The 12976-nt window shown below is 50.4% G+C and carries 12 protein-coding genes; 1 reads left to right on the top strand and 11 read right to left on the bottom strand.

What is annotated here, in order from left to right; genetic code table 11:
* Positions 1-23: 23 nt before the first annotated feature.
* The 8 genes from TERTU_RS03940 to TERTU_RS03905 all read right to left on the bottom strand — a co-directional run bounded on the left by TERTU_RS03940 (position 24) and on the right by TERTU_RS03905 (position 8750).
* Entirely contained in the window at positions 24-1427 is a 1404-nt protein-coding gene (locus TERTU_RS03940) for an NAD(P)(+) transhydrogenase (Re/Si-specific) subunit beta (RefSeq protein WP_015817177.1), read from the bottom strand.
* A gap of 9 nt (positions 1428-1436) precedes the next feature.
* Entirely contained in the window at positions 1437-1721 is a 285-nt protein-coding gene (locus TERTU_RS03935; protein WP_015820934.1) for an NAD(P) transhydrogenase subunit alpha part 2, read from the bottom strand.
* A gap of 2 nt (positions 1722-1723) precedes the next feature.
* Complete coding sequence (locus TERTU_RS03930; RefSeq protein ID WP_015818198.1) at positions 1724-2884, bottom strand: Re/Si-specific NAD(P)(+) transhydrogenase subunit alpha; 1161 nt, start codon at positions 2882-2884, stop codon at positions 1724-1726.
* Between the two features lie 336 nt (positions 2885-3220).
* Complete coding sequence (locus tag TERTU_RS03925; protein WP_015818669.1) at positions 3221-4693, bottom strand: mannitol dehydrogenase family protein; 1473 nt, start codon at positions 4691-4693, stop codon at positions 3221-3223.
* A gap of 10 nt (positions 4694-4703) precedes the next feature.
* Entirely contained in the window at positions 4704-6116 is a 1413-nt protein-coding gene (uxaC, locus tag TERTU_RS03920; RefSeq protein WP_015818731.1) for a glucuronate isomerase, read from the bottom strand.
* A gap of 139 nt (positions 6117-6255) precedes the next feature.
* Positions 6256-7356, bottom strand: a complete 1101-nt coding sequence (locus TERTU_RS03915; RefSeq protein WP_015819569.1) for a sugar kinase — start codon at positions 7354-7356, stop codon at positions 6256-6258.
* Between the two features lie 28 nt (positions 7357-7384).
* The gene (locus TERTU_RS03910; protein WP_015820130.1) at positions 7385-8014 is read right to left on the bottom strand and encodes a bifunctional 4-hydroxy-2-oxoglutarate aldolase/2-dehydro-3-deoxy-phosphogluconate aldolase; all 630 of its coding nucleotides are present in this window, start codon (positions 8012-8014) and stop codon (positions 7385-7387) included.
* A 46-nt stretch (positions 8015-8060) separates the two neighbouring features.
* Positions 8061-8750: a FadR/GntR family transcriptional regulator gene (locus TERTU_RS03905; RefSeq protein ID WP_015820450.1), complete on the bottom strand. Its 690-nt coding sequence runs from the start codon at positions 8748-8750 to the stop codon at positions 8061-8063.
* 209 nt (positions 8751-8959) lie between these two features.
* Here TERTU_RS03905 and TERTU_RS03900 point away from each other — a divergent pair, with 209 nt between their 5' ends.
* Positions 8960-9913, top strand: coding sequence for a sugar kinase (locus TERTU_RS03900; protein WP_015816781.1), 954 nt, complete (start codon positions 8960-8962; stop codon positions 9911-9913).
* An 85-nt stretch (positions 9914-9998) separates the two neighbouring features.
* On the opposite strand, the gene TERTU_RS03895 is transcribed toward TERTU_RS03900, so the two are convergent.
* The 3 genes from TERTU_RS03895 to TERTU_RS03885 are packed head-to-tail and all read right to left on the bottom strand — an operon-like array spanning position 9999 to position 12809.
* Positions 9999-11303 carry a TRAP transporter large permease gene (locus TERTU_RS03895; RefSeq protein WP_015818946.1) on the bottom strand — a complete coding sequence of 435 codons (1305 nt, stop codon included), beginning with the start codon at positions 11301-11303 and terminating at the stop codon, positions 9999-10001.
* A gap of 21 nt (positions 11304-11324) precedes the next feature.
* Entirely contained in the window at positions 11325-11825 is a 501-nt protein-coding gene (locus TERTU_RS03890) for a TRAP transporter small permease (RefSeq protein WP_015819405.1), read from the bottom strand.
* 9 nt (positions 11826-11834) lie between these two features.
* Positions 11835-12809, bottom strand: a complete 975-nt coding sequence (locus TERTU_RS03885; protein ID WP_015819028.1) for a TRAP transporter substrate-binding protein — start codon at positions 12807-12809, stop codon at positions 11835-11837.
* Between the last annotated feature and the right edge of the window lie 167 nt (positions 12810-12976).

Raw genomic sequence — 12976 nt, 5'->3', positions numbered from 1 at the left:
TCCAGGATTAGGTTGTAACCATGTTAATCGAAGTTACGAATAATACCCTCTACCATTTTTTTTGCATCGCCAAATAACATCATGGTGTTATCCCGGAAAAAAAGTTCGTTCTGCACCCCAGCGTAACCCGCTGCCATTCCCCGTTTTACAAACAGAACGGTTCGTGCTCGTTCTACATCGAGAATTGGCATACCGTAGATTGCACTTTGCGGGTCCGTTTTCGCTGCGGGGTTCGTAACATCGTTCGCCCCAATAACAAAAGCCACGTCGGCACTTTGAAATTCGCTGTTGATGTCTTCCAGCTCGAACACTTCGTCATAAGGAACGTTCGCTTCGGCCAGCAAAACATTCATATGCCCAGGCATCCGCCCTGCAACCGGGTGGATCGCATATTTTACCTCGACCCCCGCGGCTTTTAAGCCATCGGCCATTTCACGCAAAGCGTGTTGCGCCTGTGCCACTGCCATACCGTAGCCGGGCACGATAATGACCGAGCCCGCATTTTTCATGATGAAAGCGGCATCCTCGGCGCTACCCTGCTTCACGGGTCTCTCTTCTGCCCCTGCTACGCCCGCAACGCCACTATCGCCGCCGAAGCCACCGAGGATAACGTTGAAAAACGAGCGGTTCATGCCTTTACACATAATGTACGAGAGAATCGCTCCTGATGAACCGACAAGCGCACCGGTAATGATCAACGCTGAGTTTTGCAAGGTAAAACCAATGCCGGCAGCGGCCCAACCCGAATACGAATTCAGCATAGACACAACGACAGGCATATCTGCCCCGCCGATAGGAATAATAATCAGCACGCCCAACACAAACGCAAGAGCGGTCATTCCCCAAAAATACGCCGGTGACTGTTCCATATAGAAAGCCACCATCAGGCCTGCCAGACACAAGCCCAAGAGCGCGTTCAGCGGGTGCTGACCTCTAAACACCACCGGAGCGCCAGATACCAATCCTTGAAGTTTGGTGAACGCAATGATTGAACCGGAAAACGTAATTGCACCGATGACGACTCCGAGAGACATTTCAATGCGACTACCTGCATAAATCTGCCCGCTTGTATCAAGCAATTTAAAGGCAGCAGGATTGGAGTAGGCTGCGGCCGCAACCAGCACAGCCGCCAACCCCACTAGGCTGTGAAACGCCGCCACCAATTGTGGCATCGCCGTCATAGCGATTCGATGGGCAATGGTTAAACCAATGCCAGCACCCAATACAAGTGCGCCGATTATCCACCAGTAGGATGTGATTTCGGGACTGACCATGGTAGTCACAATAGCCAGCGCCATGCCCGCCATACCGAGCCGATTTCCGGTACGAGAAGTTTCTGGCGATGAGAGGCCCCGTAAAGCGAGAATAAAAAGTACCGACGCCACCAAGTAGGCGAACGCGGTTACACTGCCTGAAATATTTAACATGGCATCCCCCTATTTTTTCTTTTTATACATGGCGAGCATGCGCTGGGTCACCGCAAAGCCACCAAAAATATTTATGGCCGCCAGCACCATCGCCGCGAACCCCAGAATTTTGGCCAGACTTATTTCCTCGGGGCCCGCAGCCACCAGAGCTCCCACTATAATTACGCTGGAGATTGCGTTGGTGACCGCCATTAATGGCGTGTGCAACGCGGGTGTTACACTCCACACCACGTAGTAACCCACGAACACCGCCAATACGAATATCGATAGTTGCGAAACAAATTCCCCATGCATAATTAATTCTCCCCAGTGTCGAGAAATTGCGGGTGCACAATTTGGCCATCGCGCGTCATGAGCGTCGCAGCAATAATTTCATCGTCCCAATTGAATTTGAGCGCCCGGTCTTCGGCCTGAATATGCGGCTCTAGAAACGCATAGAGATTTCTCGCGTAAAGCGCACTTGCATCGGCGGCAATCCTCGCGGGCATATTCTGATAGCCGATAATACTTACACCATCGGCATCCACCACTTCCCCACTACGGGATAGCTCACAATTTCCGCCCTGCTCAACCGCCATATCCACAATGATCGACCCCGGCCGCATTTGCGCGACCATTGCAGCCGTTATTAGGGTAGGTGCTGGCTTGCCTGGGATAAGCGCAGTACAAATGGCAATATCCTGCTTCGCGAGGGTAGCTGCTACCAGCTCAGCTTGACGTTGCTTGAATTCGTCACTCATTTCTTTGGCATAGCCTCCGGCGGTTTCGGCACTTGCCATCTCCGCGGAATCCACCATGACAAATTTCGCCCCCAGACTTTCAACCTGCTCTTTCGCCGCGGGCCGCACATCGGTTCCGCAGACTACAGCCCCCAGGCGCCGCGCCGTTGCAATTGCCTGCAAGCCGGCGACACCAGCCCCCAGCACCATCACCTTAGCGGGCGCAATCGTTCCCGCTGCTGTCATCATCATCGGCATCGCACGCTCGTACTCAAATGCCGCCTCCAGCACCGCCCGATACCCCGCCAGATTCGCCTGCGAACTGAGCACATCCATGGTTTGCGCGCGGGTGATACGCGGCACAAACTCCATCGCCAGCGCGGTCACGCCGGCGCGTTCGTATCCCCGCAAGGACTCTGGTGCGTTGTAAGGAGACAGCTGTGATACCAGAGTACACCCCGGTTGTAGATGCGCTAATTCATCCACGTCACCCTCACCTGCCAGAAGCGGTCGCTGGACTTTGAGCAGTATGTCGGCCCCGCGCAGCGTAGTTTCGATATCCGCTGCGATGATCGCTCCGGCCTGTTCAAAGGCTTCATCGGGGATTCGGCTGGCTATGCCCGCCGTTGCTTCCACCACGACCTCGGCGCCTTTAGAAACAAATTTTTTGACGACCTCCGGGGTAATGGCGACGCGCCTTTCGTGTGCGCGCCGCTCTTTCAAAATCGCTATTTTCATAGGCTGGCCTCGCTATGTTGTCGACGTTGGGGGACGTGAGTGAAACGGATCTCCCCTGGATACACAGCATATGCTGCAGCGCAGCTATAACTTTGACCTGGAATAACCAAAGTTCAGGTTGCATTCGCGAAAAGCAGAACTTTAACCAGCGCAACTTCCGTCGCCATTGCGGGATAAATTACATGAATGCTAAACGAGGTAACTCAGACAAAGAGGCCTGGCAAGGGATGGCCCGAAAAGTGGGACTGTAGAAAGAAGGCAGAAGTAAGTTAGAAGGAAATTGAAAGGAAAGCGGGCCAGATGAATCTGGCCCGCTAAATGAGGGTAGGCTAGGCGCTAACCGAAGTTTTCCTGCACGGTTGCCAAAGTGCCTTTGGCGTAAATAGACTGCAACCAGTAAACGGTACGCTCAATAAATTGCGTTTCTGACTTTAGATCAGTACCAAAAATTTTCTCGACGCCAACAATGTCGGATACCATCTGCTTGGCATCACCCTTGGCCGCGTCACAAATCTCACGTAATTGGTTTGCCAACGGGTCACGCACATCAATCGCTTCGCCACTTTCATCAATACCGGATGCATATCGAATCCACGCCGCAACCGCTAAACAAATAATATCGATTTGTTTTTCGCCGCCGAGTTGATCACGCAAAGAGCTCAATAGCCGCTGCGGCAGTTTTTGCGACCCATCCATGGCAATCTGCCATGTGCGGTGCTTTAAACCGCTGTTGGCAAAACGATCCCGCAATTGTTGCTTGTAGTGCTGAATATCGAATCCTGCGGGCTCTTCTACCACCAGGCCAGCTTCACGATCCATAAATATCTTGCACATATTCACAAATGCCGGCTGCGCCATGACTTCGTTAATAGTGTTAAAGCCAGACAAATAACCGGTGTAGGCCAACAGCGAATGGCTACCGTTGAGCAGGCGTAGTTTCATATGCTCATAAACAGTGACATCATCCACCAACAAAGCGCCAACTTTTTCCCACGCCGGCCGATCATTACAGAACTTGTCCTCTATCACCCACTGAATAAACGGCTCGCCAATAACCATTGCCTCGTCGCGCATTCCCAGCTTCGCTTCAAGCCAGGCTTTATCGTCCTCTGTGGTAGCAGGTACGATCCGGTCAACCATCGTGCACGGAAAGGTCGTGTTCTCCCGGATCCAGGCGGCCAGTTCAGAATCTACCTGTTCGGCAAACTGCAAAATTACTTTCTGCAAGACATCGCCATTATTCGGCAAATTGTCACAACTCAGCAGCGTGAAGCTCTTAAGGCCCTTTTCTTTCCGCTTTTTCAGACCCGCCACAATAAAACCGGGGGTCGATTTCGGGGTGTGTAAATTCGCAATATCGTACTGAATTTCCGGATGCTCCAAATTCAGGTTACCGGTTGCCGGATCGTGGCAGTATCCCTTTTCAGTCACGGTTAACGAGACAATTTTAATCTGTTCGTCGGCCATCAAATCTATGGCGTAATGAGGGTCATCCGGGCCAACCAGCTCCGCAATTAAGGCGCCCATAATCTGAATATGTGCCTGGTCGTTGTCGCGAATGACCAACGAATAAAGGCCATCTTGCGGGTCCAGCTGGTCACGCACCCGGCCAGAGCGCAAATCACCGCCGACTATCCCCCAGTCGCCGCCAAATTCTGCGAGATATCGGTCGGTAAAATAGGCCTGGTGTGCCCGGTGAAATGCGCCCACACCCAAATGGAGAATGCCGGGCTTCAGTGTGTCCCGGTTGTACGATGGCTGCGCAGTTCCTTCCGGCAAATGGTGCAGCGTTGTGCTTCTTAATCTCATAATCTGCCTTTTAAAGTTTGTAAGCTTGCTTGACCAGGTTATAGGTCAGATCGACTGCCAACGCCTGCGCTTCGTCTTCATGGATGCGATGCTCCGCAACCAGGCGCGCGAGAAAACCGCAGTCCATACGGCGAGCCACATCGTGGCGTGCAGGTATCGACAGGAAAGCCCGGGTGTCGTCATTAAAGCCCACACTATTGTAAAAACCGCCCGTTTCTGTCATTTGCTCGCGAAAACGACGCATGCCCTCGGGACTGTCGTGGAACCACCATGCCGGCCCCAGTTTTAAGGTGGGGTAATGACCTGCAAGGGGAGCCAACTCCCGGCTGTAAACCGTTTCATCTAGCGTAAACAGAATAATAGACAGCCGAGTATCGTTTCCGTACTTATCCAGAAGCGGTTTGAGTGCGCGAACATATTCAGTTTGTACGGGAATATCCGCCCCTTTATCACGGCCAAATTGGCGATACACTTCGGCATTGTGGTTGCGGAAGCAGCCCGGATGGATCTGCATAACCAGCCCATCTTCGATACTCATTCCAGCCATTTCTGTAAGAATCTGTGCGCGGAACAGTTCGGCTTCTTGCGCAGTACATTCGCCCGCAATAGCTTTTGCATAAAGCGCTTCACATTCCGACGGCGATAAATCCGCCGTCGCAGCGGTAGCATGGCCATGGTCGGTAGAGGTTGCACCATGCTCTGCAAAGTAAGCGCGACGATTGCGCAGCGCAGCTAAGTACCCCGACCAGGTGCTGGTATCCTCACCGGATATTTCGCCTAAACGCTGCACATTCTCGACAAACCCTTCAAACTCCGGGTCGACAACAGGGTCCGGACGAAATGCGGTAATAACATTGCCTTTCCATCCGCTTTCGCGAATTTTTTTATGGTGACGCAGGTCATCGAGAGGCGATTCAGTTGTTGCGATAGTTTCGATATTCGCTTTTTCAAACAGGGCGCGAGGAAGAAACTCAGGCTGTTGCAGACTATCGGTGATGGTATCAAAGTACAGATCCGCCGTGTCTGGGGTCAGCGCTTTTTCCATCGCGAAAACCTCTTTAAACACGTAATCCAGCCACATGCGCGAAGGCGTGCCGCGAAACAGGAAATAATTGTCGGCAAAGGTTCGCCAGATTTTACGCGGGTCTTGCTCTACTTTAGAGCCATCGCGTGATTTAATGCCCAAGGAGGCAAGCGAAATACCCTGGCTGTAGAGCATGCGAAACACATAGTGATCGGGCTTGATCAATAATTCCGATGCATTACCGAATGGCTCGTTATCCGCGAACCACTGCGGGTCAGTGTGGCCATGTGGGCTTACTATCGGCAGATTTTTTATTTCCTGGTACAACCGACGTGCGATATCACGAGTCGTCGTATCGGCAGGAAACAAGCGGTCGGGATGTAATCTTAGCTCGCTCATAATTGTTTCTCTTCGCGTTCGGCAGGCGCTACCGCCGCCTGGGGTTTGGGGGTATGCAACGGGAAATTCCACCGTCGCCAATAAACAAAAGCCAATACCCAAGCTCTGGGTATTGGCAACATAAACACTTAAATTAGATCTAACGATCCACGCGAGCGCCACCACCGCCCACAACTTTTTCCACTTCTTTGAGGTTTGCCATCGTGGTATCTCCAGGTGTGGTCATCGCTAAGGCACCGTGTGCAGCACCGTAGTTTACGGCTTTTTCCGGATCACCAAAATTCAAATAGCCATAGATCAGACCAGAGGCAAAGCTGTCGCCACCGCCAACACGATCCAAAATTTCAAGATTGGGCCGGTGAGTTGCTTCATAAAACTCACCGGCCGCCCAGCTGATTGCTCCCCAATCGTTGACTGTCGCAGTTTTTACCGCGCGTAACGTAGTCGCTGTTACTTTAAAGTTGGGGTATTCAGATACCGCTTTATCGATCATGGTTTTAAATTTATCAATCGGCAAAGTCGACAAATTCGCATCGACACCTTCTACCTTGAAACCAAGACACGCAGTGAAATCCTCTTCGTTGCCGATCATCACATCAACATACTTGGCGAGGCGGCGGTTTACTTCCTGTGCTTTCTCCTGTCCACCGATAGATTTCCACAACGAAGGGCGGTAGTTGAGGTCGTAGGATATTATGGTGCCGTATTTTTTCGCGGCAGCCATAGCCTCTTCTACAACAGCGGCGCTCGTTTCAGAAAGCGCAGCGAAAATACCGCCAGTATGGAACCAGCGCACGCCCTTTTCACCGAACAGCGATTCCCAATCAATATCACCGGGTTTTAGTTGGGAAACCGCAGTATGGCCTCGGTCAGACACACCCACAGCACCGCGGATGCCGTAACCTCTTTCGGTAAAGTTTAAGCCATTGCGCACGCTGCTGCCGATGCCGTCAAACGCTGCCCATTTAATAAATGAGGCGTCGACACCACCTTGCAGGATTAAGTCTTCGACGAGGCGCCCCACGTCGTTGTCGGCAAGCGCGGTCACAATAGCGGTGCGCTGCCCAAAACACCGACGCAAGCCTCGTGCAACGTTATACTCGCCGCCGCCTTCCCAAACGCGAAACTGTCTTGTACATCGAATTCTACCTTCGCCCGGATCGAGTCGCAGCATGACTTCACCGAGCGAGACAAGATCGTACTGACAACTTTCTTTAGATTTAATTTCTAATATCGACATGGTAGAACCTCAACAGAATTGTGTGAATTTACAAACTATTGGCGAGCTCCACAGCTTCCTTGGTAAGGCGTTCTATTTCAGCAAAATTATTCGCTTTAATTAATTCGCCTTTTACCATCCAACTACCGCCACAGGCGATTACCTTTGGAAACGATAGATAGTCCAGCAAGTTATTAGCGCCTATGCCACCCGTAGGAATAAATTTAATATTTCCGTAGGGTCCACTTAAAGCCTTGAGAGTATTTACGCCACCAAACGCTTCAGCCGGAAAAAACTTGAGTACTTCAAGGTCAAAATCCAATGCCATTTCTATATCTGTAGGGTTGGTAATACCCGGCGCAATTGGAATACCATTAGTCACGCAGTAGTCGACAACCTTGGGATTAAAACCCGGTGAGACCATAAAAGTGGCTCCCGCGTCTACAGCGGCTTTAACTTGTTCAACCTTGGAAACAGTGCCCGCTCCAACTTGAATAGTGCCAAGCTCTGCCATGCGTTTCATTGATTCAAGTGCGGCATCAGTGCGAAAAGTGACTTCTGCACAGGGCAATCCGCCAGCAACCAGAGCCTTTGCCAGCGGTGCAGCATCGTCGGCATTGTCGATAGCCACTACGGGTACAACTTTAATCTGCGCAATTTTTTCAAGTTCTGCGTGCATAATTTCTTTTAAACTCCGATGATTTTTCTGACGTTGTTAAACGACGTTAAACATGTAACTTGGATGTTTCATAAAAATGGGCGAGTAACGCCTTTTGTGCTTTTTCACAATCGCGCTCGACCAGCGCATCGACCAGGCGCTCATGAACCAACTGCACACTTTCCATTTGATGTGGATCCGGCCTTGCACTCAACCCTTGTTCGATGCAGCTTTTAATCGCGTCGCGCAAAGATTCAAGTAAATAAACCATCATGGTGTTTTGCGTTGCACGCGCAATTTGCAGGTGAAATTGCATGTCCAAAGCGACGAACCTGTCCTGGAAGGCGAGATATCTCCGCATTTGGGAAACGGTGTGTTGAATTTCTGCCAATTGACTTGCGGTTCCACGTTCAACCGCGAGTTTTATACACTGTAGTTCAAGTGCAATACGTATTTCGGTGAATTCTTCCTGCGCGCGGTCTTCAACCTGAATAAATCGGGTGAAATAATCCATCAACGGTTCGCAGGTTACAGGCTTGATCCGTGCCCGCCGCCCATTGGCCACTTCGATTATTCCTCTCGCTTCCAGATTGCGAAAACTTTCCCGTATAACGGCGCGGCTGGCACCCAGGGTTTCCGACAGATGAGCAATTGATGGCAAACTGTCCCCTGCTTGCAGTGATTGCTCAGCAATAAAAGACAGCAACTGGTCGTTGGTTTGCTCAACCAGGGTCAAGGATTTAATCGGCTTTAACATCTCGTCTCCCCACACAACTAGACTTAGATCAACTAAAACTCGTTATTGTTTGCGTGGAAGGGTTAAAGTAGAATTAGCTATCTACCTATCAGATAGGTATTCAAGAATACAACTGCTCAATGACGTGGTCAAGTAAGTCATGTATTTACCGGCCCGCCTCCACGAAGCAATCATCTCCAACCCCCAGAGTGAGTTAATAAGGTTTTTCTATGGCTAGAATCGCTGCGATAGGCGAAGTTATGGTGGAATTAGCACCCTACCCTGAGGCCCAAAACAACGAGCAGGAGATCATGGCGCTCGGTTTTGCGGGCGATACCTTCAATACTGCCGTTTATATGGCCAGAACTGGCACCCGCACGGATTACGTTACCCTGCTGGGCGATGACCCCTATAGCTCGCAAATTATCTCTTTGGCGGCATCAGAAGGGATAGGCACCAAAATGATCGAAACCATGGCCGGTCGTTTACCTGGGATGTATATGATTCGCAATTCCGCTGACGGTGAGCGCGAATTTTACTACTGGCGCAAAGAAGCCCGCGCGCGCGAATTGTTTGCAGAAAAGTCTCACACCGACAGACTGACCAAACAACTTATGGAGTGTGAGTACCTGTACTTTAGCGGCATTACACTCGCAATCATTAGCGAGCACTCGCGCGAAGTGTTGCTGAACTTTGTTGATGAATACCGAGCTGCAGGCGGCGTATTTTGTTTCGATATTAATTACCGTCCCCGTCTTTGGGATTGTCAGCAACAAGCGCAACAGATCATGATGGATATGATGCGTCACGCGGATATGGCTCTCCTTACCCTTGATGATGAAGAATTACTTTGGGGTGATGGCTCGATTGATGCGACTGTCGCACGCTACCGAGATTGCGGTATCAGTGAGTTGATATTGAAACGCGGCGCAAAAGAGGTCGTTGCTGTCGTGGACGGTGAGGAAGTGCATATTCCTGTACCCCGCGTAGACGGAGTGGTCGATACCACAGGCGCAGGGGATTCGTTTAATGCAGGCTATGTATCAGCGCGAGTAAAGGGCTATGATTTCCGCAGCGCTGTAGAGCACGGTGTACATGTAGCGTCCATTGTTATCCGCAACCGCGGCGCAATTGTGAAAAAATCAAAATTTGATGCGGACTACCTGCCCTTACAGGATCATTAAATTCGCATTCATCTGTGTAGCTTGAAAAAAAGGGAGCTTTTGCTCCCTTTTTTAATTCGACCTGAAGATTGCAGGTAGCGCCCGCTTACTGCCCATACAAACCAAAATAGGTCGGCAAAAACTCGCTGATGGCGGGCACATAAGTCACTAGCAGCAGAGCAATGAACATCGCTGCATAGAGTGGTAGTAAGGGCTTAATCAGGCGCGCGATCGTTGTCTTCGCGATACTACAGCCAACAAATAACACGCTGCCCACAGGCGGGGTACACAACCCGATACACAGATTCAATACCATCATAATGCCAAAGTGCAGCGGTGACATACCAAGGCTCACCGCAACGGGAAGAAAGATCGGAGTGAAAATAAGCACTGCGGGTGTCATATCCATGAAAATACCCACCGCCAGCAAGATCAGGTTGATAGTTAGTAGAATGACGAACGGGTTATCACTCAGATGCATCAGCGCATTGCTGATACTCTGCGGAATATTCTCGTAGCTCAGCATCCAACTCATCGCAGTAGATGTACCAATTAACAACAAGACAATTGCCGTAGTCTCAACCGCTTTAGTAAAAATCTCCGGCAAATCGCTCACTTTAACTTCCCGGTATACCACCACAGAAAGAAATAGCGCATAAAGCACCGCGATCACGCTAGCTTCAGTCGCAGTAAAGTAGCCACCGACGATTCCGCCAATCACCAATACAATAAGAAACAGGCTCGGCAAGGCATCAAAGGTTTTTGTCACCAGCTCGCGAGCCTTCGGCAGGCGCCCTACCGGGTAGTTATTGATCTTGGCGTAAATTGCACAACCCCCCATCAACCCAAGTGATACGAGAATACCCGGTAAATAGCCGGCGACAAACAAGGCGGCAATAGAAACTCCACCACTGGCAAGCGAGTAAATAATAAGAATATTACTAGGGGGAATTAATAAACCGGTTGTTGATGCAGTTACCGTAATCGCCGCTGTAAAATTGCGGTCGTAACCCTCTTTTTCCATAGTCGGAATCATAAAACCACCAATTGCCGATGTTGCAGCGACTGAGGACCCCGATATCGCACCGAATAAGGTGCAGCTAATAATGTTTACGAACGCTAATCCCCCGGGCACCATGCCAACAAGTACTTTCGCAAATTCAATAAGTCGAGCGGCAATTCCGCCACGCCCCATCAGCAGGCCCGACAACACGAAGAAGGGTATAGCCAGGAGTGCGAAACTATCTAGACCACCACCCATCCGCTGGGCGACGGTAGTTACGGCAGGGATAAAATCGATAGTAAACAGCATTGCCAACACGGTAGCGACGCCAATGCTGATAGAGACAGGAACATTGATTAGTAGTAGCGCGACAAATGACACCAATAAAACAATTACAGATATTTCCACAGAGGGACTCCCGAGTTCTCGTTATTCTTCAGCCGTGCTGATGTTTTCTGGCAGGCTTGTATAAGGGGTTAAGAGGCGTTCAAGCGCAAACAGCATAATCAGACAACCACTGATAGGCAGGACGCTGTAGACAAAGCCAATAGGTATCTGTAGAGCCGCGGAAATCTGATCTAACTCGAGAGTGATTAACATCAGGTTTGCTCCTCCGACAACCATGACGGCGAGCGCGAACAGCAGGCAAACACCGTCGGTAATTTTTTGCACGGCCGCAGCCGTCGGAGCATTCAAACTGCGGGTAACTATATCCAACCCCAAGTGCGCATGCTTACGGTATGCGTAAGCAGCACCGAGCAAGCCAATCCATATCAATAAAAAGCGCGCAACTTCTTCGGTATATGAGCTGGGCTCGCTCATGACAAATCGCGTGACAACCTGCCAGCTTACGTCTGCAACAATCGCAAACATTAACAAGCCGACAAAATACCCCAGAAGCACTTCAACTTTCGCTAATAAATTTTTCATCGCCCAACCCTATATCGCTTTAATGCGCTCGAGAAGATCATACGCAGGCGTGCCTTCGTAACTTTTTTGCATCTCCTGCACCACATCCATAAATGGCTGCTTGTCAGGATAGATAATTTCCACACCCGCAGCTTTCACAGCCTCCAACGCCTCATTAGTCGCCTGCACCCATAGCTTGCGCTGAAACACGACCGCTTCATCCATAGCCTGCTGTAACCAGGACTGCTCCTGAGCCGAGAGCGAGTTCCATACGTAGCTACTGATAATTACAATATCCGGCACCGAGGTATGTTCGTTCAAGGTAAAAAACTTGCACACTTCATAATGTTTTGAAGAAAAGAAACTTGGCGGGTTATTTTCCGCACCGTCCACTACACCTTGCTGAAGCGCAGTATAAAGTTCACCCCAGGATATGGGCGTACCAGACCCACCCATCGCCTTCACCATACGCACAGCGGTCTGACTGTTTTGCACCCGGATCTTCATGCCTTGTAAATCGTCTGGGCTGCGGATTGGTTTATCGACCGTATAGTAACTGCGACTGCCCGCATCAAAATAACCTAAGCCTCGCAAACGTACCTTTTCACCAGCCAGCAATAACTCTTTACCTATCTCGCCGTTTAGCACACGCCAATAGTGGTCATGGTCTCTAAACACGTATGGAATTCCGAACACCTTCATTGCAGGCACAAAACCTTCGAGAGGACTGGCCGACACTTTGGTCATGGCAAGGCTACCGATTTGTAGGAGCTCGATAGATTCCCGTTCTGATCCGAGCTGACCACCAGGATAGATATCCAGCTGCATTTTGCCGCCGCTAATAACGGTGAGCCGCTCGGCCATGTACACCATCGCTTTGTGGACAGGATGGTTTGTATCGAGCGAGTGCGCCATTTTAATCACACGCACATCTGAGTCGGTGCCACAACTGCTTAACATTAGGCAGGATGAGAGCAAACAGATAAGACCTAGTCGGATTTTCATAATGTTATTCTTGTATACCAGTTTTTTTGCGTCACCATTCTAGCAAAGCGCAGCGCAGGTAACACCTGTCCAGAACAAATATGCAAGGGTTGCCATTTGAATCAGCAGGGCAATAACAATCGGCGTTCTGTTACTTCGCGGTCGAATCCAAATCATCAGGCAAAAAA

Source organism: Teredinibacter turnerae T7901 (assembly GCF_000023025.1).
Lineage (GTDB): Bacteria > Pseudomonadota > Gammaproteobacteria > Pseudomonadales > Cellvibrionaceae > Teredinibacter > Teredinibacter turnerae_B.
The sequence above is the reverse complement of the archived record's forward strand: the minus strand, read 5'-3'. Positions and strand labels throughout refer to the sequence as shown.